The sequence below is a fragment of the Nocardioides aequoreus genome, assembly GCF_000720335.1.
Lineage (GTDB): Bacteria > Actinomycetota > Actinomycetes > Propionibacteriales > Nocardioidaceae > Marmoricola > Marmoricola aequoreus.
The window spans coordinates 303,277-324,822 of record NZ_JOJN01000001.1; the positions used below are offsets into that span (position 1 = coordinate 303,277).

The window sequence follows — 21,546 nt, forward strand, 5'->3', positions numbered from 1 at the left end:
CGGCGTGCGCCCCCGTCAGGACCCGGCGCCGTGCCTCTCGATCGCCTCGATGATCTCGGGACGCAGCCGGGCCGCGGGGATCACGGCGTCGACCGAGCCGACCTCGACGGCACGGTGGATGTCGTGGATGCCGTCGAACTCCGCGGCGACCTCGCTGATCTTCTCCGCGCGGATCGCGGTGCGCAGCTGCGCGCGCTCGACCAGCAGGCCGATGCGCTCGGCGCCGCGGGCGTTGCCGATCCGCTCGTCGAGCTCCTTCATCGCGGGCGAGGCGGCGGTGCGCTTGTCGACCTCGCCGGTGAAGACGACGGCCGCGGCGGGGGCGCCGCCGATCACCGAGGCGAAAGAGCCCTCGACGGCGAGCACCGTCATGTTGGGGTTCAGCGCCTTGGAGAAGACCACGAACGCGCCACCGTGGTAGCGGGAGATCACGGTGAAGACGATCGGGCCGCGGAAGTTGACGATCGCGCGGCCGATCTCGGCGCCGTACTCCAGCTGCAGGTTGCGCATCGACTCCGGGGAGCCGTCGAAGCCCGAGAGGTTCGCGAGCACGACCAGCGGCCGGTTGCCGCTGGCGGCGTTGATCGCCCGGGCCGCCTTCTTCGACGACTTCGGAAAGAGCGTGCCCGCGGTGTAGGTGTCGGGGCCGTCGGTGGGCGGGAAGCCGGAGCGACGGACGGACTTGCTCTCGATGCCCAGCAGGCACACCGGGTAGCCGCCCACGTGAGCGTCCTGCACCACGGCGGTGTCGGCGTCGGCCATGCCGGCCCACCGCTCCAGGACGCTGTGGTCCTGGTCGGCGACGGCACGCATCACCGTGCGGATGTCGAAGGCCTTCTTGCGGTCGGGGTTCGACTGGGGCGAGAAGATCTCGCCGACGGTCTGGAAGTCGCTGCCCTCGATCGCGTGCGGGTACGACGAGATGTCGCGGTCGACCGGGTCGGTGGACGCCGCCCGGCGCGGGCCGCGCTCCCCCGGCACCACGTAGGTGTGCTCGTAGTGCGCCATCAGCACGCCGAAGGCGCCGGCGAGGTCGGGCGCCCAGTACTGCGCCTGGCCGTTGGGGCCCATGACGCGGTCGTAGCCGCCGATGCCGTAGTTGTCCTCGGCCGAGACGCCGCCGGAGAAGTCGAGCGACTGCTTGCCGGTGAGCACCATCGCGCTCTCCGGCGTCATCACGAGGATGCCCTTGGTGTGCATCAGCATCGTGGCCTCGGCATTCCAGTACGGCTGGGCGCCGACGTTGATGCCGGCGACCACGACGTTGATCTCGCCGCCGTCCTGGGTGAACTCCACGATCCGGCGCAGCGCCTTGGCCACCCAGTCCATGTTCTCCGTGCCGGAGTCCATCGAGATGCGGGCGCCCGCGGAGAGGGCGAACCACTCGACCGGCACCTGCATCTGCTCGGCCAGGTCGAGCGCGGCGATGACGCGCAGGCACTCCTGCTCGGCGACCGACCCGAGCGACTTGGTCGGGTCGCCGCAGAGCACGACGCGGGTGACGCCCTCGGGGTAGAGCGGCGTCGGGGTGGAGACGACGGCGGCCAGGATGCCGGCCTTGTTGAGGCCGAAGGGCCGGTCGACCGGCACCAGCCGGCCGGTGTCGTCGAGGTCGTGCTCGACCAGCGAGCCGCCGGGGCCGGCGAGCACGCCGCTGAGCTCGTAGGGGTAGACCAGGCCGCGGCGACGCGACCGGACCACCTTGGAGGCGTAGTCGTCGAGCGGCTTGAGCAGCTCGGTTGGCGGCTCCTCGACGGTGCTGGAGACGCCCGACCCGGGCTGGGCGCTGAAGCGCACCGCCACCGGCACCGGCTCGCCGGCGGGGCTGGCCAGGCGGCCCTGCGCGAGGACCTCCTCGACGCCGGCGCCGTCGGTCAGCGGGCTGATCTTTGTGCCGAGCGCGTCGAGCGCCTCGAGGTCGAGGTCGACGACGGGCCACACGGTGACCCACACGTGGTTCATGTCGAGCTTGGCGCCGGCGGCGCCGCGCGCCACCCGCTCGCGGCGGATCGCCTCGAGGCAGTTCTCCACCGCGCGCTCGGCGTGCGGCAGCGAGGTGATGGTGCCCTGCTCGTCGCGGACGACGGACATCTGCCGCACCTGCGCCAGCGCCACGAGGCGCCGGTCGGAGGGGTTCTCCCGGGCGACGCAGTCGTAGAGCAGCACGTCCTCGGGCGCGTCGACGCGGGTGATGTCGAAGTTGCGCAGCCGCCACAGGTCGAGGCGGCGTCCGACCATCGGGTGCACGCCGCGGGTCAGGTCGTCCTCGACGACGCCACCGTCGGCACTGGGGCGGAAGGCGTAGTAGCCGACGTTGCGGTCGCCGCCGCCGGAGCAGACGGCCACGCAGACGCGGCGTACGTCGTGGGCCAGCGGCAGCGCGGCCAGCCGCTCGCGCAGCTGCGCGCTCGCCTCGTCGGCCGACGACGGCACCTCGGGCCAGGAGAGGTAGAGGTCGACGACGGCGTCCTCGCGGTCGTCGCGCTCGGCGACGTGGGCGGCCACCGTGGTGACCAGCGGGGAGCCGGTGGTCAGCTCGTCGACCGTGCCGATCGAGGAGACCAGCCGCGTGGGCCGCTCGTCGAGGGCGTAGCCCGCGACCACCACGGGACGGTCGGAGTCGGGGCCGGCGTCGTAGGAGCGCACGTCGTGCAGGGCGTACTCGCGGTAGTGGCGGCGCGCCAGCACCTCGAGCATCGGCTCGCGCTCGGGGAGGCCCTGCGCGAGCCGGTCGCACAGGAAGCCGACGGTCTGCTCGGGGATCGCAGCGAGGGCCTCGATGCGACGCGCGTAGTCGGCTTGGTCTCGACCGGCTCGACCGTCAACGGCCGCCAGCGCCTCGACCTCGTCGCGCACGCCGAGGAGGACCTCGGAGCGGTCGGCGTCGACGGCCGGCTGGTCGAACCAGCGGAAGCGCACGCTGCGGGCCAGGTCGCCCACCGCGGGGTAGCGCGCCTGCGGCACCCGGCCGAGGCGCTCGAGCACCTCACGGGCGCGAGCGGCGAGCTCGCCGGTGGGCGAGGGCTCGTTGCTCCACGAGCCGAGCAGCGCGGAGACGAGCGCGACCTCGGGGGTGGTGCGCTGCTGGGCCAGGAAGATCCGGAAGACGGCACCCTCCAGCTCGGGGGTGCGGTCGACCTTCTCGACGCCGTAGTGGCGCAGCACGCGCTGCAGCTTGTCGCGGAACTGCGCGGGCAGGCCGCCGCGGTCGAGGTCGAGGCTCTGCAGGAAGGTGTGGAAGTGCTCACGGGAGCTGTGCACCCGCAGCTCGGTCTGCCGGTCCTCGTCGACCGGCCGGTTGCGGGTCAGCTCGGCGAGGTCGGCGAAGGTCTCCAGCAGGCAGACCTCGTCGCGCAGCACCGACGCGTCGTTGGCGTCGTTGGCGTCGCGCACGGCCAGGTACGCCGACAGCGCGGCGTCCTGGTCCTCCGGCGGCACGTCGTAGCCGAGCACCACGGCGCTGAGCGCGTCGCGGGCGCGGGCGCGCAGGGTGGCGGGGTCGACCGCGGCGGTGTCGTCGGCCGGCAGGTCGAGCGTCGCGCCGGAGTCGGAGGACTCCTCGACGACGTCGTCGAGCGGCTCGAGCTTGATCAGCGCGGCGCCGGTCTCGACCTGGCTGCCTGTGATGACGTGCAGCTCCTTGACGCGCGCGGCGTACGGCGCGTGCAGGGCCGTCTCCATCTTCATCGACTCGAGCACCACGACGGTGGCGCCCGCCTCGACCTCGGTGCCGACGGGCACGGGCGTCGCCACGACCAGGGCCGGCGCGGGCGAGCGCAGCACGCCGCCCTCGTCGCGGCTGACGCGGTGGGCCACGCCGTCGACCTCGACCAGCGTGGTCGGGCCGTGGGTGGCGGTGACGATGCTGTAGCGGCGGCCGCCGACGACGAGGCGGCGGCGTACGTCGTCGACGTGCTCGCGCACCACGTCGACGGTCTGCGTGGTCTCGCCCGAGGCGACGGTGACGCGGAAGCGGCCGGGACCGGTGTTGACGGTCGAGACCTGGTAGGGCGTGCCGCGCAGCTTGAGCTCGACCGGGCGGCCGACCTCGTGGGAGGCCGACGGGCGGCCGCCGCGCGCGGTGTCGAAGAGGCGAGCGGTCTCCAGGCGCACCCGGTCGAGGTAGGCCTCGACGCCCGCCGTGACCACGGCGACGCCGGCGTGGGCGTCGGAGACCAGGCGGCCCTCGGCGCGGACGCGGTCGATCCAGCCGGTGTCGGCCCAGGCCGGGTCGCCGGAGACGACCTCGGGCTGGGCGAGCAGGTCGAGCACGAAGCTCTTGTTGCAGGCGCCGCCCTCGATCACCACGGTGGTCGAGGTCATCGCGCGGCGCAGGCGGGCGAGAGCCTCCTCGCGGGTGCGGCCGTAGGCGATGACCTTGGCGATCATCGAGTCGAAGTCGGGCGGGATGGTGTCGCCCTCGGCGACGCCGGTGTCGACGCGGATGCCGGGGCCCGAGGGCAGGTCGAGGTGCTCGATGCGGCCAGGCGACGGCGCGAAGTCGCGGTCGGGGTCCTCGGCGTTGAGCCGCGCCTCGACGGCGTGGCCGCTCTCGGCGGGCCGCTCCCCCTCGAGCCGGCCGCCCTGCGCAACGTGGATCTGGGCCTTGACCAGGTCGACGCCGGTGGTGAGCTCGGTGATCGAGTGCTCGACCTGCAGCCGGGTGTTGACCTCGAGGAAGGCGAAGGTGCCCTCGCCCGGGTGGTAGAGGAACTCGACGGTGCCCGCGCCGACGTAGCCGACCGCCAGGGCGAGCCGCTCGGCCGCGGTCTTGACCTCCTCGACCTGCTCGGGGCTGAGCAGCGGGGAGGACGACTCCTCGATGACCTTCTGGTTGCGGCGCTGGATCGAGCAGTCGCGCACGCCGAGCGCCCACGCCGTGCCGTGGCTGTCGGCGATCAGCTGCACCTCGACGTGGCGGGCGCCGGTGACCAGGCGCTCGAGGAAGACGGTGCCGTTGCCGAAGGCGCGCAGCGCCTCGTCGCTGGTGCGCTGGAAGGCGTCCTCGAGGTCGGCGGCCGAGGCGACCATCCGGATGCCGCGGCCGCCGCCGCCGGCGCTGGCCTTGAGCATCAGCGGGTAGCCGATGCCCTCGGCGGCCTCGAGCGCCGCCTCGAGCGTGTCGACCGCGCCCCGGCTCCACGGGGCGACGGGCACGCCGACCTCCTCGGCGATCAGCTTGGAGCCGATCTTGTCGCCGAGCCGGCGCATCGCCTCGGCGCTCGGGCCGATGAAGGTGATGCCGTGCTTGTCGCACAGGTCGACGAAGCCGGGGTCCTCGGCCACGAAGCCCCAGCCGGGCCACACCGCGTCGGCGCCGGTGGCGAGCAGGGCGCGCTCGAGGGCGGCGAGGTCGACGTACGGCCGCGCGGACGCCGGCCCGAGGTCGTGGGCGAGGTCGGCCTCGCGCACGAACATCGCGTGGGCCTCGCCGCTGGTGTGCAGGGCCACCGTCTGCAGCCGGGTGGCGGGGTCACCCGTCGTGGCGTTGAGCTCGCGGACGGCGTGGAGCAGCCGCATGGCGGACTCGCCCCTGTTGACGATCGCAATGCGACGAAAAGACACGAAGAACCCCTCAGGTTGACCGCTGAGAATGCGAGGCTGATCTCGCATTGAGTCCACCGTCCCACGACTCCGGGGTTACGGGCCAGTCACAACGTCAGGTCCTGGCGTGTCTCAGCTCGCCTGGCGGCGCTTGGCCTCGGCCTCGGTGGCGAGCAGGTAGTGCGTGAGCATCCGCTTGAGCTGGACCACGGCGTCGGGGTGCGACTGGCCGTCGCGGATGGAGAAGTTGAGCATCGAGTAGGTGACGTGCACGATCACCTCGGCCAGCGTCTGCCGGTCGCCGACCTTGGAGCCGGGGGTGAGCGGGGCCAGGATGCGGGTGACCCGCGAGGCCAGCTGGCGCTCGTGCTCGGCGGCGATGGCACGGGTGGGCGGTGTGGCCTGCATCGCCAGCCAGACCGCTCGGCGCGACGGGTCGGTGCGCCAGAGCATCGCGAGGTGGTCGAGCAGCTTCTCCAGCAGCTGGGCCCAGTCGAGCGTGGGGATCTCGTTGGCGAAGTCCTCCAGCGCCTTCTCGACGTTGGCGGTGTCGAGCCGGTCGAGCTCGCAGATGATGGCGTACTTGTTGCCGAAGAACTGGTAGAGCGAGCCGATCGGCACGCCGGCGCGCAGCGCCACCTGCTCGGCGGTGAAGGCCTCGAAGCCCACCTCGACCAGCAGCGCCCGCGCGGCCCGCAGGATGTCGTCGAAGCGGCGCCGACTGCGCTCCTGGGCGGGGCGACGCCGCGGGCGGAACTCCCCGGGGTCGTTGGCCTGCGTGGTCACCCGGCCAGAGTACGTGAGACTAGCCTCACGTGTGGGACGTCAGCCCCAGTTCTCCGCGCGCGTCAGGCAGAAGGGGTGACCCGACGGGTCGAGCAGCACCCGCCAGGTCTCGCCGGGCTGCGGGTCGGCGAGCCTCGCGCCGAGCTCGAGCGCGCGGGCCTCGGCGGCCTCCATGTCGTCGACCGCGAGGTCGAGGTGGAACTGCTTGCTGCCGCGCTCGTTGGGCCAGGCCGGCGGCTCGTAGTCGGGCACCGTGCCGAAGCCGAGCGCGTGGTCGGGGCCGGTGAGCATGGCGTACTCGTCCTCCACCACGGCGACCTCCCAGCCGAGCATCGCCGACCAGAAGGCGGCGCTGGCCCGGGAGTCGGCGCAGTCGAGGGAGAGCATGGCGAAGCGTGCGGGAGCGGTCATGGCGCCAGGCTCCTACGATCCCCGACGTGGGGTCTTGGACAAACGCGTCAGCGCCGCCCACCGCCACCACGGCGGGGGTGCTGCGGCCCGAGGAGCTCGCCCGGTACGTCGCGCTGCGCCGCTGGCCGGTCTCCCCCGCGCTCGAGCCGTGGGTGGAGAACCTGTGGGGGCTGCGCTGGGCGCTGCCGCCGGACCTGGTGCACGTGAGCTCGGTGCTCCCCCACCCCGCCTGCAACGTGACCGTCGAGCGCGGCGTCGACCGGGCCGGGCTGGGTGAGGGCGCCGTGGTCACCGGCGTGGTCACCCGCCGCTTCGACACCGAGGTGCGCGGCAGCGGCTGGGTGCTCGGCGCCAAGCTCCGCCCCGGCGGGCTGCGGGCGCTGGTCGGCGTGCGCGCCGACACCCTGCGCGACCGCACCGTGGCGGCGGCCGACGTGCTGCCCGGCGACGTCGTGGCCGAGCTCGAGCGGCTCGGTCCCGACGGCGACGACGACGCGCAGGCCGAGCGGCTCGACGCCGCCCTGGCGGCGCTCGCCGGCGAGCCGGACCCCGAGCACCAGGTGGTGCTCGACGTCGTCGCCACGATGCTGCGCGACCGCTCGCTGCTGCGCGTCGACCAGGTCGAGCAGGCCTGCGGCCTCGGGCGGCGCCGGCTGCAGCGCCTCTTCGCGGAGTACGTCGGCGTCGGCCCCAAGTGGGTGCTCGCGCGCTACCGGATGCACGACGTCGTCACCGCCCTCGACGAGGGGTACGCCGGCTCGCTCGCCGACCTGGCCGCCGCCCACGGGTGGTTCGACCAGGCGCACTTCACCCGCGACTTCACCCGGCTCGTCGGGGAGAGCCCGACCCGCTACCGCGACCGACGCCGCTAGGGAGCCTGCAGGCTCCGGCGGTGCAGCTCGCGGATCTCGGCCTCGAGCTCGGGGGCCGGTCCGTCGACGGGGACGCCCGGGGCGACCTCGCCGATGGCCAGGGGGAGCACGGGCGAGGCCGAGGCGCCCCACTCGGCCCGCCAGGCGACGAGCTGCGCGGTCGAGGCGGCGTACACCACCCGGCCGAGGCCGACCCAGGCGTGCGCGGCGGCGCACATCGGGCAGTGCTCGCCGGAGGTGTAGACGGTGGCCGCGGCGCGCTCCTCGGGCGTGAGGTGGGCGGGCGCCCAGCGGGCGATCTCGAGCTCGGGGTGGCGGGTCTGGTCGCCGTCCTTGACCCGGTTGCGGTCCTCGAGGCGCACCACGCCCTCGGCGTCGACGAGCAGCGACCCGAAGGGCTCGTCGCCGTCGTCGAGCGCCTCGCGCGCGAGCTCGACGCAGCGCCGCAGGTGGGTCAGGTCGGTCTCGTCGAGCGCCATGGCGTCATCAGACCACCGGCCCGCGCGTCAGGAGAAGCGGAACCAGCTCGACCGCAGCCCGAAGCTGCTGCGGAAGGCGTTGCCGCTCACCGTGACGGTGCGCTTGCTGCCCACGACCTTGAGCTCCTCGACGCGTCCCTTCCAGGAGCCGTTGCCGTCGCGCTCGGTGACCACGAGCCGCTGCACGCGGCCCGCGCTCGGGTAGGCCGCCTGCAGCCGCTTGCGGGTCAGCGTCACCCGCCACACGCTGTTGGGGTTGCCCGAGACCTTCTCGTCGTCGTACGGGTCGGCCTGGGCGGCCAGGTACGACCGGCTGCCCTGGCTGGACCAGCCGCCGTTGCTGGAGGAGAACTGGGTGAAGGCGGGCGCGCCGTCGAAGGTGCGCACCTGCCGCGAGGTCGCGTCGACCGCGGCGTTGCCGCGCGGCTCCTCCGCGCCCACCCCGCCGTAGACCTGGCAGGCGGTGGTGTCGCAGGTGTGCCAGGCCCGCGACTTGTTGGCGGCACGGTCGAAGGCGGCGTAGGTGCGGGCGGCCACGGCCTGGGCGCGCACCGCGGCGGGCTCCCACGACGCGGGCATCTCGCTGGCGACGACGCCGCGCACCAGGTCGTCGAGCGAGACCACGTTGATCGTCATGCGCGCGTCGTGGCGCAGCACGCCGCGGTAGGTGCGGTCGCCGCTGGGCAGGCGCAGCGTGACGGGGGCGCCGCCCGAGCGGACGAAGGCGCCGGCCTTGGGCACGCGGGCGAAGGAGCGCCAGCTGCCGCCGGCGTACCCCGCCACCAGGACGCGGTCGCCCGAGGTGCGCATCCGCCAGACCGAGACGCGCTCGCCCCCGAGACGCGCGGGGAGGAGCCGCGCGTCGGAGCCGCGGCGCAGGTGCAGGCCCGACTGCGCGGGGGCGCGGGTGTCGCCGTCGGTGTCGGCTGTGATCCGCACGCGGATGCCACCCGTGGCCTTGCCGGCCTCGGTGCCCGGGTAGTAGAAGCCCAGGATCTGCTGGTGGTCCAGGCCCTGGCGGGCCGCGCCGCGCGCGCCGTACTGCGACATGCCGTGGCCGTGGCCGTAGCCGCGGCCGGTCACGGTCACCTCGCCGTCGGCCGGCAGGGTGAAGGACTGCGAGACCCGCTCGGCCGAGGCGGGCGGCGCGACGGCGACCGCGAGGGCGCCGGCGAGCGCGGTGGACAGGACGGCCGACGTGACGACGGCACGACGCAGGTGCATCCGAGACTCCCGTGACTCATGTGATCAGAGTTAACAGAAGTCGATTATGTCGATTTTCAGAAATGCGGGAAGGGCATTTCCGCAATTGCCGTGAATTACACGCGTGGAATTAACAGCGTGAATTTCACGAGGGCCGGGCGTGCAGCCGGCGGGCCGCCTCCGCGATGGAGCCGCTCATCGAGGGGTAGACGGTGAAGATGTTGGCGACCTGGTCGACGGTCAGCGACTCGGTCACCGCGATGGCGATGGGGTGGATCAGCTCGCTGGCCCGCGGGCCCACCACGACGCCACCGATGACCACGCCGGTGCCGCGGCGGGCGACGAGCTTGACGAAGCCGTCGCGCACGCCCTGCATCTTGGCGCGCGGGTTGCCCGCGAGCGGGAGCATCACGACCTCGGCCGGCACCTCCTCGCTGTCGACGTCCTGCTGCGAGACGCCCACGGTGGCGATCTCGGGGGCGGTGAAGACGTTGGAGGCGACCTGCCCGAGGTCGAGCGGGTGCACCGCGTCGCCCAGCGCGTGCCACATCGCGATCCGGCCCTGCATCGCGGCGACGCTCGCGAGCATGAGCACCCCGGTGCAGTCGCCGGCGGCGTACACGCTGCGGGCGCTGGTGCGCGAGACCCGGTCGACGCGCACGAAGCCGCCGTCGTCGAGCTGCACCCCGGCCTCCTCGAGCCCGAGGCCGGAGGTCTTGGGCACCGAGCCCAGCGCCAGCAGGCAGTGGGAGCCCTCGACGGTGCGGCCGTCGGTGAGCGTGACCACCACGCCGTCGCCGGAGCGCTCGACCGACTGCATCCGCGACTTGCCAAGCACGTGCATGCCGCGGCGGGTCAGCACCTGCTCGAGCACCTCGGCGGCGTCGGCGTCCTCGCCCGGCAGCACCCGGTCGCGCGAGGAGACGAGCGTGACCTCGACCCCGAGCGAGGTGTAGGCCGAGGCGAACTCCGCGCCGGTCACGCCCGAGCCGACCACGATCAGGTGCTCGGGGGTCTCGGTCAGGTCGTAGACCTGCTCCCAGGTCAGGATCCGCTCGCCGTCGGGCTCGGCGGTCGGCAGCGTGCGCGGGGCGGCGCCCGTCGCGATCAGCACCGCGTCGGCCTCGAGCCGCTCCTGGCCGCCCTCGGCGAGGTCGACCACGACCGCGTCGGGCCCCTCGAGCCGGCCGGTGCCGCGCAGCACCTGCACGCCCTCGCGCTCGAGGCGGCGTCCGATGTCGGCCGACTGGTCGGCCGCGAGCCGCATCACCCGCGCGTTGACCTTGGCCAGGTCGACGGCGACCTCGTGGGCGGGGTCGCCCTCGTGGTCCTTGAACTCCACGCCGAGCTCGGGGGCGTCGCCCAGCTCGGTCATCAGCTCGGCGGTGGCGATGAGGGTCTTGCTGGGCACGCAGTCGGTGACCACGGCCGAGCCGCCCAGCCCGTCGCTGTCGACCACGGTGACCTGGGCGCCGAGCTGTGCGGCCACCAGCGCGGCCTCGTAGCCGCCGGGTCCCCCGCCGACGATCGCGATGCGTCGCGCCTGCCCGAAGTCTGCTGTCGTCACCGCGCCATTGTGTCCGATGCGCAGGGCGTCTCGGCAGCGCCACCCGACGGGCCCTAACCTGTGCGCCGTGACCCTGTACGCCGCCTACGGGAGCAACCTCGACCCCGCCCGCATGGGTGAGCGCTGTCCCCACTCCCCCCTGCGCGGCACCGGCTGGCTCAGCGGCTGGCGGCTCACCTTCGGCGGCGAGGACCTCGGCTGGGACGGCGCGCTGGCCACGATCGTGCAGGACCCCTTCGAGCAGGTCTTCGTCAGCGTCTACGACGTGACCGACGACGACATCGCCGCCCTCGACGCCTGGGAGTCGGCCGACACCGGCCTCTTCCGCAAGGTCAAGGTGCGCGTCTCGCTGCTCGACTCCGAGGTGGTCGCCTGGGCCTACACCCTCGACGCCTACGAGGGCGGCCTGCCCTCGGCCACCTCCCTCGGGCTGCTGGCCGACGCCGCCGAGGCCGCCGACGCCCCGGCCGACTACGTGACGGCGCTGCGCTCGCGGCCCTGCCGCTCCAACTTCGGCGGCTGAGCCCGTAGGGTCCTCGGGTGACTGAGCAGACCTGGTCCGAGGCCGCCACGGAGGCGGCCGCCGCCCTCGCCGAGCAGACGGGGGTCGCGCAGCACGACGTCGCCCTGGTCATGGGCTCGGGCTGGCTCCCGGCCGTCGACGCCCTCGGCGAGACCGTGGCCGAGGTCGCGACCACCGACCTCCCCGGCTTCGCCCCGCCCGCCGTCGAGGGCCACGCCGGCAGGATCCGCTCGGTGCGGGCCGGCGACCGTCGGCTGCTGGTCTTCCTGGGCCGCACCCACCTCTACGAGGGCCTCGGCGTGCGCGCGGTCTGCCACGGCGTCCGCACGGCCGCCGCCGCGGGCTGCGGCACCGTGGTGCTCACCAACGGCTGCGGCGGTCTCGACGAGCGCTGGACGCCCGGCACGGCCGTGCTCATCAGCGACCACGTCAACCTCACGGCGACCTCCCCGATCGAGGGCGCCAACTTCGTCGACCTCACCGACCTCTACAGCCCGCGGTTGCGCGCGCTGTGCCAGGAGGTCGACCCGAGCCTCGACGAGGGCGTCTACGTGCAGTTCCGCGGACCCCACTACGAGACCCCCGCCGAGATCGCGATGGTCCGCGCCATCGGCGGCACCCTGGTCGGGATGAGCACCACGCTGGAGGCCATCGCGGCCCGGGAGTCGGGCCTGGAGGTGCTGGGCCTGAGCCTGGTCACCAACCTCGCCGCCGGCATCTCCGGCCAGCCGCTGGACCACCAGGAGGTCCTCGAGGCCGGTCGCGCCTCGGCGACCCGCATGGGCGAGCTGCTCGGCGCCGTCGTCCCGCGCCTGTAGGTCCGACCCTGGTCCACACTGGAGCGGTGTCCGACGACCCCACCGCCCGCCAGCGCGAGGTCTGGGACGCCGCCGCGCCGGCGTACGACCGGCAGATCAGGCTCTTCGAGCGGATCTGGTTCGCCGGCGGCCGCGAGTGGCTCGGCGCCCGGGCGCAGGGCCGGGTGCTGGAGGTGGCGCCGGGCACCGGCCGCAGCCTGGAGCACTACCCCGCCGGGGTGCAGGTCTCCGGCCTCGACCTGAGCCCGGAGATGCTGGCGCAGGCCCGTCGCCGCGCCGCCGAGCTCGGCCTCACCGTCGACCTGCGCGAGGGCGACGCCGCCCAGCTGCCGTACGCCGACGCGTCGTTCGACACCGTGCTGTGCGCGCTCGCGCTCTGCAGCATCCCCGACCCCGCCCGCGCCCTGGCCGAGATGCACCGCGTGCTCGTGCCCGGTGGCCGGCTGCTGCTGCTCGACCACGTCGGCAGCACCTGGGCGCCGCTGCGCTGGGGCCAGTGGCTCGTCGAGCAGGTCACCCGCCGCACCGCCGGCGAGCACTTCACCCGCCGCCAGCGCCCCCTGGTCGAGGCCGCCGGCTTCGAGGTCGTGGAGGCCGAGCGCCTCAAGGCCGGCACCGTCGAGCGCCTCCACGCCGTACGCCGGGGCTAGTCCCCCGGGTGGTCGAGGAAGGCGTGCAGCGCGGTCCGGACCCGGTCTCGACAAGCTCGACCATCAGGCCCCGGCTCCGGGTGGTCGAGGAAGGCGCGCAGCGCCTGTCTCGAGACCCGGTGAGCGGGCGGCGTACGGGGGTCTCGAGACGGTTGCTGCGCAACCTCCTCGACCACCCAGGCCAAATGTCGCATCCCCAGACCCGGTCTCGAAAGAGCTCGACCACCAGGCCGGAGCCCGGGTGGTCGAGGAAGGCGCGCAGCGCCTGTCTCGAGACCCGGTGAGGTCTCGACCAGCTCGACCGGCAGACCCGGCGAGGTCTCGACAGGCTCGACCGGCGGGGGTCGCCGGGGGTCGGGCTGGCTAGTCGTCCTCGGGCTCGGCGTAGGGCTTCTCGGACTCGTCGTAGTCCTCGGAGTCGGTGAAGAGGCCGGCCTCGACGTCGAAGTCGCGCTGGGTGTTGTCGACCTCGGCGGCGTCGGGGCGGTTGTCGGGGTCGAGGCGCTCGGCGCGCTCGGCCTCGACCTGCTCGGGGTCCGGCTCGGGGTCGGTGTCGGTCTCGGCGGCTGGCTCGCGCTCGGTGTTCACGACGGCGCTCGTACCCCGCGCTTTCGTCGCCGACGCAGACTGGACGCATGACGATCCGGACACGCACCCTCGGCGACCTCCCCGTCTCCAGCCTCGGTCTCGGCTGCATGGGGATGTCGGAGTTCTATGGCACCCCTGACGAGCAGGGCGGCATCGAGACCATCCACCGCGCGCTCGACCTCGGCGTGACCTTCCTCGACACCGCCGACATGTACGGCCCCTTCACCAACGAGCGCCTGGTCGGCCGCGCGATCGCCGACCGGCGGGACGAGGTGGTGCTGGCCACGAAGTTCGGCAACGTCCGGGGCGAGGACGGCGCCCGGCTCGGCATCGACGGCTCGCCGGACTACGTGCGCCGCGCCTGCGACGCCTCGCTGGAGCGGCTCGGCGTCGACCACATCGACCTCTACTACCAGCACCGCGTCGACCCCACGGTGCCGATCGAGGAGACCGTCGGCGCGATGGCCGAGCTGGTCGAGGCGGGCAAGGTGCGCCACCTCGGGCTCTCCGAGGCCAGCGCCGCGACGGTGCGCCGGGCGCACGCGACCCACCCGATCACCGCGCTGCAGACGGAGTACTCGCTCTTCACCCGCGACCTCGAGGACGAGATCCTCCCGGTGATCCGCGAGCTCGGCATCGGCCTGGTGCCCTACTCCCCGCTCGGGCGCGGCCTGCTGACCGGCACCATCACCGCGCCGCCGGCCGAGGGCGACAGCCGCGGCACGGCGTACTTCCCCCGCTTCCAGGGCGAGGCGCTCGACGCCAACCTCCAGCTGGTGGCCCGCGTCCGGGAGGTCGCGGCCGACAAGGGCTGCACCCCGGGCCAGCTCGCGCTCGCCTGGGTGCTGGCCCAGGGCGAGGACGTGGTGCCCATCCCGGGCACCAAGCGGGTGCGCTACCTGGAGGAGAACGTCGCGGCCACCGACGTCGAGCTGACCGCCGCCGACCTCGCCCGCCTGGAGGAGGCCGTGCCGCGCGGCGCGGTGCAGGGCGAGCGCTACGGCGACATGAGCCACATCGACGCCTGAGCGCGGCCCGGACTACGGTGCGAGCATGACGAGCGAGCAGGTGACGGGGTGGCGCGCCGACGGCGAGCTGGTGGCGTGCGAGGTCGGCGACGACGCGATCGCGCGGGTGCGGCTGACCCGGCCCGACAAGCTCAACGCGCTCACGCTGCAGACCCTGCAGGAGCTGGTCGACGTCGCCCACCGGCTGCGCCGTGACCGCACCCTGCGGGCGGTGGTGATCAGCGGCGAGGGCAGCTCCTTCTGCGCCGGTCTCGACTTCGCGACCGTGATGAAGTCACCCGGCGGCGTGGCGCGTGCCTTCGTGCCGCTGCCGTGGCGCGGCACCAACCTCTTCCAGGAGGCCTGCTGGGCCTGGCGGCGACTCCCCGTGCCGGTGATCGCGGCGGTCGAGGGCCACTGCCTCGGCGGAGGGCTGCAGATCGCGCTCGCGGCCGACTTCCGGGTCGCCAGCGCCGACTCGGAGTGGTCGGTGCTGGAGGGTCGCTGGGGGCTGATCCCCGACATGAGCGGCGTCGCCAGCCTCAAGCAGCTCGTCGGCATCGACACCGCCAAGCTGCTCACCATGTCGGCCCGGCGGGTCAGCGGCGCCGAGGCGCACCGGCTGGGCCTGGTCACCGAGCTGGCCGACGACCCGCAGGAGGCCGCGCTGGCGCTCGCGCGGGAGCTCGCCACCCGCTCCCCCGACGCGCTGGCCGCGGCCAAGCGGCTCTTCGACGGCACCTGGACCGCCTCGCTGCGGCGTACCTTCGCCGCCGAGCGCGCCGAGCAGCTCTTCCTCCTCGCGGCGGAGAACACCAAGCGCGCGCGGCGCGCGGCGTACGCCCGGCTGGCTCCGGAGTACGGACCTCGCGCGCGCCGCTGAGCATCGGTCACTAGATTGGCCGGCATGGCCACCACTGCGCTCGGACCCGACCCCGCCCAGACCTCCGGCGAGCTTCCCGCCGTCGGCACCAAGGCACCCGACTTCACGCTGGTCGACACCGACCTCAAGGAGTTCTCGCTGGGCGACCTGCCCGGCCGTGCGGTGATCTCGATCTTCCCCAGCATCGGCACCGGCGTCTGCCAGGCCAGCGTGCGGAAGTTCAACGAGCTCGCCGCCGGCCTTGAGGACACCACCGTGCTCAACGTGTCGGTCGACCTGCCCTTCGCCCAGACCGCCTTCTGCGCCGCCGAGGGCCTCGACCGCGTCAAGGTCGGCTCGGCCTTCCGGTCCTCCTTCGGCGACGACTACGGCGTCCGCCTGACCGACACCAAGTTCGAGGGCCTGCTCGCCCGCGCCGTGGTGGTCGTCGACGGCGACGGCACCGTGCTGCACAGCGAGCTGGTGCCGCAGATCGGGCAGGAGCCCGACTACGACGCTGCGGTCGCCTCGCTAGCCTGATTGGGAGACCTCGAGCCAAGGAGTCGCCGTGGAACTCGCCGTGCACGTCTCGCAGCTGAGCTGGGCCGGTGGGGCCGAGCAGATGGCGACCACCTTGGCGGAGGTCGCCCGCACCGCCGACGAGGGCGGCGTCGAGACCCTCACGATGATGGACCACTGGTTCCAGATGGAGGTCTTCGGCGGCCCAGCCGAGCCGATGCTCGAGGGCTACACCTCGCTGGGCTTCCTCGCCGGGCAGACCCAGCGCATCGAGCTGGGTCTGCTCGTCACCGGCGTGACCTACCGCCACCCCGGCCTGCTCGCCAAGATCGTGGCCACGCTCGACGTGCTCAGCCGCGGCCGGGCGATGCTGGGGCTCGGCGCGGCGTGGTACGACCGCGAGCACCACGGGCTCGGCGTCCCCTACCCGCCGATGAAGGAGCGCTTCGAGCGGCTCGAGGAGGCGCTGCAGATCTGCGCCCAGATGTTCGGCCCCGACGAGGGGCCCTACGAGGGCACCCACTACCAGCTCGCCGAGACCATCTGCCGGCCCGCGCCGGTGCGCGAGGGCGGCCCCCGGGTGATGATCGGCGGCAGCGGGGAGCGCAAGACGCTGCGCTTCGTGGCGCAGTACGGCGACTCCTGCAACCTCTTCCCGGTGCCCGACGACGAGCTGCGCCACAAGCTCTCCGTGCTCGACCAGCACTGCGCCGACGTGGGCCGCGACCCGGCGGAGGTACGCCGCACGGTGCTGGCCCGCGACGTGCTCGCTGACGTCGACGGCTTCCTGCGCCAGGCGGAGACCTGGGCCGAGATGGGCTTCACCCAGGTGTGGGTCGGCCCGGGCAACGACGACCCCGTCGGCGCCACCGAGCGCTACGTCACCGAGGTGCTCCCCCGGCTGCAGCAGATCGGCTGACCCTTACCTAGTCTCGGGCCCATGAGCGACCTGATCTCGCAGGCCCGGAGCTGGATCGACGACGACCCCGACCCCGAGACGCGTGCCGAGCTGGAGCGGCTGCTCGAGGCGGGCGACACCGACGAGCTCGCCGACCGCTTCTCCGGGCCGCTGGAGTTCGGCACGGCGGGGCTGCGCGGGGCGATGGGCGCCGGCCCGCACCGGATGAACCGCGCCGTGGTGCTGCGCGCGGCCGCCGGGCTGGCGGCGTACCTGCGCGAGAGCGGCGCCGAGGGACCGGTCGTCATCGGGTACGACGCCCGGCACGGCTCGGAGGTCTTCGCCCACGACACCGCCGAGGTGATGTCGGGCGCCGGCCTGGCGGCGCTGCTGCTCCCGCGACCGCTGCCAACCCCCGTGCTGGCCTTCGCGATCAAGGACCTGGGCGCCGCGGCGGGCGTCATGGTCACCGCCTCCCACAACCCGCCGCAGGACAACGGCTACAAGGTCTACCTGGGCGACGGAAGCCAGATCGTGCCGCCGGCCGACGCCGGCATCGCCGCCCACATCGCCGCGGTCGGCACGGTCGCCTCGGTGCCGCGGTCGCAGGAGCACGTCGAGGTGCTCGACGACGACGTGCTGCGGCGCTACCTGCGCTCGGTGGCGCGGCTGACCGGCGGCGGCACGCACGACCTGCGCGTCGTCTACACCCCGCTGCACGGCGTGGGTCGCGACGTCGTCGTGGCCGCCATGCGGCAGGCGGGCTTCGCCGAGCCGCACGTCGTGGCCGAGCAGGCCGAGCCCGACCCCGACTTCCCGACCGTCGCCTTCCCCAACCCCGAGGAGCCGGGCGCGATGGACCTGGCGCTGGCGCTGGCCGACGAGGTCGACGCCGACGTCGTGGTGGCCAACGACCCCGACGCCGACCGCTGCGCCGTCGCCGTGCCGGGCCCGCAGGGCTGGGCCATGCTCAGCGGCGACGAGGTGGGGGTGCTGCTCGCCGACCACCTGCTGCGGCTGCGGCGCGAGGGCACCTACGCCACGACGATCGTCTCCTCCACCCTGCTCGGGAAGCTCGCCCGCTCACGCAAGCAGCTGTACGCCGAGACGCTCACCGGCTTCAAGTGGATCGGCCGGGTGCCCGACCTCGCCTTCGGCTACGAGGAGGCGCTGGGCTACTGCTGCGACCCGCGCCACGTGGCCGACAAGGACGGCGTCTCGGCGCTGCTGGTGGTGCTCGACGTCGCCGCCCGCGCCAAGGCCTTCGGCAAGACCCTGCGCGACTTCCTCGACGAGCTCGCCCTGGAGCACGGCCTGCACGCCACCGACCAGGTCTCGGTGCGGATGGGCGACCTCGCCGCGATCCCCGCGGCGGTCGACCGGCTCCGCTCCGAGCCGCCGCGCTCCCTCGGCGGGCTGGCCGTCGAGCGCGTCGACGACCTCGCCCACGGCTCGACGTCGCTGCCGCCGACCAACGGGCTGCGGCTCGTGCTCACGGGCCTCGCGGGAGGAGACGCGCGCGTCGTCGTACGCCCCTCGGGCACCGAGCCCAAGCTGAAGTGCTACCTCGAGGTCGTCGTGCCCGTCGGCCAGGGCGGGGTCGACGCCGCCCGCATCGCCGCCACCGGACGTCTCGACGCGATCGCGGCCGACCTCAAGGCCGCCGCGGGGATCTAGCGGGAATCTAGCCCCGCTGGACCTTCTTGCTGCGCAGGCCGGCGTCGCGCTGGACGCGCTGGATGGTCAGGTTGCGCTCGTCGATGCGTGGCACGAAGTGGATGTCGCGCAGCCCCTGCTCCTGCGCGGCCGACTCGAAGGTGAAGTGGCCGAAGCCGAGCACCCGGCCCCACAGCGGCTTGTCGACGGTGATGTCGAGGATGCGCCCCAGCGGCATCGAGGCCTCGTGGCGGTTGAGCAGGCCGTGCACGCGGAAGACCTTGTCGCTGGTGATGACGAAGCGGTCGATGTTGCGCGAGAGCGCCATGTAGCCGCCGACGAGGACGAGCCCGAGGCCGGCGAGGAAGGGGAACCAGGCGGCGTCGAGCGGCACGACGAGGAAGAGCAGCCACACGGCCAGGCCGAGCAGCGAGACCAGCGCGGGCACGACGTAGACGACGGGGTGCTTGAGCACCACGTCGGCGATCACCTCGTCGTCGACGCCGTCCTTGAGCAGACGGTCGGAGATGTTGGGATCGGTGAGGTGGCGCCAGAGGGCCCGCAGCACGGCGGCCCCGCCTCTAGGCGAAGAGGCCGTTGAGGAAGCGGCTCAGCGCGTCGAAGAGACGGGAGAGCAGGTCCCAGATCGCGGTGCCGATCTCGCGGACCATCCCAGCGGCGCCGTTGGGGTCGGTGAAGAGGAACCAGAGCAGGAAGAGGACGACGACGAGCCCGACGCCCTTCTTGATCACTGCCGTCATCGCTTTTGCTCCTTGCACGGGGGAAGCCACGCCGAGGGCGCGGGACACCACCGTTGTACCAACTCCGGGCCCCTCGGCGCGAGAGGCGCGCTGCGGTGCGCCTAGGTGCCCTAGGTGCCCTGGGGCGTGGTGTCGACGCCGTCGAGGCGCTCGAGCAGCGCGTCGGCGGCGGCGTACGGGTCGGAGCGCCCCGCCACGACCTCCGTGGCCAGCTCGTCGAGCGCGTCGTGCTCGTGCACGCCACGCCACTGCTCGCGCAGCGCGGTGACCGCGATCGCCTCGATCTCGTCACGGGTACGCCGCACGCGGCGGCGCTGCAGGTCGCCGGTGTCGACGAGGTGGGTCCAGTGCTGCTCGAGGGCGTCGACGAGCTCCTCGACCCCCTCCCCCTTGCTGGCGACGGTCTTGACGATGGGCGGCCGCCAGGCCTCGGCCGGGCGCTCAGCCATGCCGAGCATCGAGCGCAGGTCGCGGCGCACCTGGTCGGCGCCGTCGCGGTCGGACTTGTTGATCACGTAGACGTCGCCGACCTCGAGGATGCCGGCCTTGGCGGCCTGGACGCCGTCGCCCATGCCGGGCGCGAGCAGCACGAGCGTGGTGTCGGCCAGGCCCGCCACCTCGACCTCGCTCTGCCCGACACCGACGGTCTCGACCAGCACGACGTCGCACCCGGCCGCGTCGAGCACGCGGAGCGCCTGCGGCGTCGCCCACGACAACCCCCCGAGGTGGCCCCGCGAGGCCATCGAGCGGATGTAGACGTCGCGGTCGAGCGCGTGGTCCTGCATCCGCACCCGGTCGCCCAGCAGCGCGCCGCCGGAGAAGGGCGAGGAGGGGTCGACGGCCAGCACGCCGACGCGCTTGCCGCGCCGGCGCAGCGCGCCGACGATCGCGTTGGTGGTGGTCGACTTGCCGACGCCCGGAGGGCCGGTCAGCCCGATGACCTGGGCACCCTCGCCGTCGCCGGCCGAGGCGGCGTACGGCGCGAGCGCGGCCATCACCTCGCGCAGCCGCGGCGAGGCGTCCTCGACCAGCGAGATCAGCCGGGCCACCGCCCGGGGGTCGCCCTCCCGGGCGCGGCCGACGAGGGTGGGGACGTCGCCGCCCGAGCGGCGACCCGGTGGCCTGCTCTGGCGTCCGCTCAGCTGCTCGGCACCTTCACCACGAGCGCGTCGCCCTGGCCGCCGCCACCGCACAGCGCGGCCACGCCGATCCCGCCGCCGCGTCGCCCGAGCTCGAGCGCGAGGTGGAGCACGACCCGGGCGCCCGACATGCCGACCGGGTGGCCGAGGGCGATGGCGCCGCCGTTGACGTTGACCTTGTCGTCGGGGAGGCCGAGCTCGCGGGCCGAGGCGATGCCGACGGCGGCGAAGGCCTCGTTGAACTCCACGAGGTCGACGTCGTCGACGCCGATCCCCTCCTTCTGCAGCGCCTTGGCGGTGGCGTTGGCGGGCTGCAGCTGCAGCGTGGAGTCGGGCCCGGCGACCTGGCCGTGGGCACCGATCTCGGCGATCCACGACAGCCCGAGCTCCTCGGCCTTGGCCTTGCTCATCACGACCACGGCGCAGGCGCCGTCGGAGATCTGGGAGGCGGAGCCGGCGGTGATGGTGCCGTCCTTGGCGAAGGCGGCGCGCAGCTTCCCCAGCGACTCGGCGGTGGTGTCGCCGCGGACGCCCTCGTCGGTGTCGACGACCAGCGCGTCGCCGCGGCGCTGCGGGATCTCGACCTTGACGACCTCGTCGTCGAAGAGGCCGTTCTTCCACGCCGCGGCGGCCTTCTGGTGCGACTGCGCCGCGAACTCGTCCTGCTCCTCGCGGGAGAGGCCGAGCCCGTCGCTGTTGCACTGCTCGGTGAGCCCGCCCATCGCCTGCTGGGTGGCCTGGTCGAAGAGCGCGTCGTAGGCCATCGAGTCGACCAGCGAGGTGTCGCCGTACTTGAAGCCCTCGCGCGACTTGGGCAGCAGGTGCGGGGCGTTGGTCATCGACTCCATGCCGCCGGCCACGACGACGTCGAACTCACCGGCGCGGATCAGCTGGTCGGCCGTCGCGATGGCGTTGAGGCCCGAGAGGCACACCTTGTTGATCGTGGTCGAGGGCACGGCCGGGGGCAGCCCGGCGGCGAGGCCGGCGGTGCGCGCGGGGTTCTGCCCGGCGCCGGCCTGGATGACCTGGCCCATGATCAGGTAGTCGACCTGCTCGGGGCTCACGCCGGCCTTCTCGAGGGCGCCCTTGATGGCGATCCCGCCGAGCTCGGCGGCCGAGAGCGACTTCAGGCCCCCCAGCAGCCGGCCGATCGGGGTGCGGGCACCGGCGACGATGACGGATCCGGACATGGGGGCCTCCTGTGACGCGGCTGCGGGCTACGTGAGCGAGGTTAACGCTCGTTCGCAGCGGCACGGCAGGGTG

At 73.6% G+C, this 21,546-nt stretch carries 20 protein-coding genes; 9 read left to right on the forward strand and 11 right to left on the reverse strand.

Features of this window, described 5'->3' with window-relative positions; translation table 11 throughout:
• Window positions 1-15: 15 nt before the first annotated feature.
• From IG63_RS0101350 to IG63_RS0101360, 3 genes are all read right to left on the reverse strand, one after another.
• Complete coding sequence (locus IG63_RS0101350; protein WP_051706022.1) at window positions 16-5,613, reverse strand: ATP-binding protein; 5,598 nt, start codon at window positions 5,611-5,613, stop codon at window positions 16-18.
• Window positions 5,614-5,676: 63 nt separating this feature from the next.
• Window positions 5,677-6,330: a TetR/AcrR family transcriptional regulator gene (locus IG63_RS0101355; protein ID WP_030482586.1), complete on the reverse strand. Its 654-nt coding sequence runs from the start codon at window positions 6,328-6,330 to the stop codon at window positions 5,677-5,679.
• A 39-nt stretch (window positions 6,331-6,369) separates the two neighbouring features.
• Entirely contained in the window at window positions 6,370-6,741 is a 372-nt protein-coding gene (locus IG63_RS0101360; RefSeq protein WP_030482587.1) for a VOC family protein, read from the reverse strand.
• A 26-nt stretch (window positions 6,742-6,767) separates the two neighbouring features.
• Between IG63_RS0101360 and IG63_RS0101365 the strand changes: the two genes are divergently transcribed.
• Complete coding sequence (locus IG63_RS0101365) at window positions 6,768-7,613, forward strand: helix-turn-helix domain-containing protein (RefSeq protein WP_030482588.1); 846 nt, start codon at window positions 6,768-6,770, stop codon at window positions 7,611-7,613.
• Here the strand turns inward: IG63_RS0101365 and IG63_RS0101370 are convergent.
• The 3 genes from IG63_RS0101370 to IG63_RS0101380 all read right to left on the reverse strand — a co-directional run bounded on the left by IG63_RS0101370 (window position 7,610) and on the right by IG63_RS0101380 (window position 10,862).
• On the reverse strand, window positions 7,610-8,092 hold the full coding sequence (locus IG63_RS0101370; RefSeq protein WP_030482589.1) for a nucleoside deaminase: 483 nt from the start codon (window positions 8,090-8,092) through the stop codon (window positions 7,610-7,612). The two genes, IG63_RS0101365 and IG63_RS0101370, sit on opposite strands and share 4 nt — an antisense overlap.
• A gap of 27 nt (window positions 8,093-8,119) precedes the next feature.
• On the reverse strand, window positions 8,120-9,316 hold the full coding sequence (locus IG63_RS0101375) for a SpoIID/LytB domain-containing protein (protein WP_030482590.1): 1,197 nt from the start codon (window positions 9,314-9,316) through the stop codon (window positions 8,120-8,122).
• A gap of 124 nt (window positions 9,317-9,440) precedes the next feature.
• Window positions 9,441-10,862 carry an NAD(P)H-quinone dehydrogenase gene (locus tag IG63_RS0101380; RefSeq protein WP_245604242.1) on the reverse strand — a complete coding sequence of 474 codons (1,422 nt, stop codon included), beginning with the start codon at window positions 10,860-10,862 and terminating at the stop codon, window positions 9,441-9,443.
• A gap of 67 nt (window positions 10,863-10,929) precedes the next feature.
• Between IG63_RS0101380 and IG63_RS0101385 the strand changes: the two genes are divergently transcribed.
• Genes IG63_RS0101385 through IG63_RS0101395 form a run of 3 tightly spaced genes read left to right on the forward strand, consistent with a single transcriptional unit; the run spans window position 10,930 to window position 12,853 of the window.
• Window positions 10,930-11,385 carry a gamma-glutamylcyclotransferase family protein gene (locus IG63_RS0101385; protein ID WP_030482592.1) on the forward strand — a complete coding sequence of 152 codons (456 nt, stop codon included), beginning with the start codon at window positions 10,930-10,932 and terminating at the stop codon, window positions 11,383-11,385.
• A 17-nt stretch (window positions 11,386-11,402) separates the two neighbouring features.
• Window positions 11,403-12,203 carry a purine-nucleoside phosphorylase gene (locus IG63_RS0101390; protein ID WP_030482593.1) on the forward strand — a complete coding sequence of 267 codons (801 nt, stop codon included), beginning with the start codon at window positions 11,403-11,405 and terminating at the stop codon, window positions 12,201-12,203.
• Between the two features lie 26 nt (window positions 12,204-12,229).
• On the forward strand, window positions 12,230-12,853 hold the full coding sequence (locus IG63_RS0101395) for a class I SAM-dependent methyltransferase (protein WP_030482594.1): 624 nt from the start codon (window positions 12,230-12,232) through the stop codon (window positions 12,851-12,853).
• Between the two features lie 363 nt (window positions 12,854-13,216).
• Here the strand turns inward: IG63_RS0101395 and IG63_RS0101400 are convergent, their stop codons facing one another.
• A complete protein-coding gene (locus IG63_RS0101400) occupies window positions 13,217-13,441 on the reverse strand; it encodes a hypothetical protein (protein WP_030482595.1) in 225 nt (74 codons plus the stop codon).
• Window positions 13,442-13,488: 47 nt separating this feature from the next.
• Here IG63_RS0101400 and IG63_RS0101405 point away from each other — a divergent pair, with 47 nt between their 5' ends.
• From IG63_RS0101405 to IG63_RS0101425, 5 genes are read left to right on the forward strand one after another with little or no spacing between them, the layout of a single operon-like run.
• Entirely contained in the window at window positions 13,489-14,469 is a 981-nt protein-coding gene (locus IG63_RS0101405; protein ID WP_030482596.1) for an aldo/keto reductase, read from the forward strand.
• Between the two features lie 25 nt (window positions 14,470-14,494).
• Entirely contained in the window at window positions 14,495-15,331 is an 837-nt protein-coding gene (locus IG63_RS0101410) for a crotonase/enoyl-CoA hydratase family protein (RefSeq protein ID WP_051706023.1), read from the forward strand.
• Window positions 15,332-15,355: 24 nt separating this feature from the next.
• On the forward strand, window positions 15,356-15,850 hold the full coding sequence (tpx, locus tag IG63_RS0101415; RefSeq protein ID WP_030482598.1) for a thiol peroxidase: 495 nt from the start codon (window positions 15,356-15,358) through the stop codon (window positions 15,848-15,850).
• A 28-nt stretch (window positions 15,851-15,878) separates the two neighbouring features.
• Window positions 15,879-16,748 (forward strand): LLM class F420-dependent oxidoreductase, encoded by an 870-nt coding sequence (locus IG63_RS0101420; RefSeq protein WP_084596479.1) that lies wholly within the window; start codon window positions 15,879-15,881, stop codon window positions 16,746-16,748.
• 21 nt (window positions 16,749-16,769) lie between these two features.
• The gene (locus IG63_RS0101425) at window positions 16,770-18,404 is read left to right on the forward strand and encodes a phospho-sugar mutase (RefSeq protein WP_030482600.1); all 1,635 of its coding nucleotides are present in this window, start codon (window positions 16,770-16,772) and stop codon (window positions 18,402-18,404) included.
• A gap of 7 nt (window positions 18,405-18,411) precedes the next feature.
• On the opposite strand, the gene IG63_RS0101430 is transcribed toward IG63_RS0101425, so the two are convergent.
• From IG63_RS0101430 to IG63_RS0101445, 4 genes are all read right to left on the reverse strand, one after another.
• A complete protein-coding gene (locus tag IG63_RS0101430; RefSeq protein ID WP_030482601.1) occupies window positions 18,412-18,951 on the reverse strand; it encodes a PH domain-containing protein in 540 nt (179 codons plus the stop codon).
• A gap of 13 nt (window positions 18,952-18,964) precedes the next feature.
• Window positions 18,965-19,144, reverse strand: coding sequence for a hypothetical protein (locus IG63_RS22480; protein ID WP_157209975.1), 180 nt, complete (start codon window positions 19,142-19,144; stop codon window positions 18,965-18,967).
• 110 nt (window positions 19,145-19,254) lie between these two features.
• Window positions 19,255-20,286 carry a methylmalonyl Co-A mutase-associated GTPase MeaB gene (gene meaB, locus IG63_RS0101440; RefSeq protein ID WP_036194265.1) on the reverse strand — a complete coding sequence of 344 codons (1,032 nt, stop codon included), beginning with the start codon at window positions 20,284-20,286 and terminating at the stop codon, window positions 19,255-19,257.
• Window positions 20,283-21,473, reverse strand: a complete 1,191-nt coding sequence (locus tag IG63_RS0101445) for an acetyl-CoA C-acetyltransferase (protein ID WP_030482603.1) — start codon at window positions 21,471-21,473, stop codon at window positions 20,283-20,285. The genes meaB and IG63_RS0101445 overlap by 4 nt, the downstream gene beginning before the upstream one ends.
• Between the last annotated feature and the right edge of the window lie 73 nt (window positions 21,474-21,546).

What these genes read in the sequence shown, in the direction of transcription:
- IG63_RS0101350 (WP_051706022.1), bottom strand. Translation starts at nt 5,613, where the DNA reads ATGCGAGATCAGCCTCGCATTCTCAGCGGTCAACCTGAGGGGTTCTTC.
- IG63_RS0101360 (WP_030482587.1), bottom strand. Translation starts at nt 6,741, where the DNA reads ATGACCGCTCCCGCACGCTTCGCCATGCTCTCCCTCGACTGCGCCGAC.
- IG63_RS0101370 (WP_030482589.1), bottom strand. Translation starts at nt 8,092, where the DNA reads ATGGCGCTCGACGAGACCGACCTGACCCACCTGCGGCGCTGCGTCGAG.
- IG63_RS0101375 (WP_030482590.1), bottom strand. Translation starts at nt 9,316, where the DNA reads ATGCACCTGCGTCGTGCCGTCGTCACGTCGGCCGTCCTGTCCACCGCG.
- IG63_RS0101405 (WP_030482596.1), top strand. Translation starts at nt 13,489, where the DNA reads ATGACGATCCGGACACGCACCCTCGGCGACCTCCCCGTCTCCAGCCTC.
- IG63_RS0101410 (WP_051706023.1), top strand. Translation starts at nt 14,495, where the DNA reads ATGACGAGCGAGCAGGTGACGGGGTGGCGCGCCGACGGCGAGCTGGTG.
- tpx (WP_030482598.1), top strand. Translation starts at nt 15,356, where the DNA reads ATGGCCACCACTGCGCTCGGACCCGACCCCGCCCAGACCTCCGGCGAG.
- IG63_RS0101425 (WP_030482600.1), top strand. Translation starts at nt 16,770, where the DNA reads ATGAGCGACCTGATCTCGCAGGCCCGGAGCTGGATCGACGACGACCCC.
- IG63_RS22480 (WP_157209975.1), bottom strand. Translation starts at nt 19,144, where the DNA reads ATGACGGCAGTGATCAAGAAGGGCGTCGGGCTCGTCGTCGTCCTCTTC.
- IG63_RS0101445 (WP_030482603.1), bottom strand. Translation starts at nt 21,473, where the DNA reads ATGTCCGGATCCGTCATCGTCGCCGGTGCCCGCACCCCGATCGGCCGG.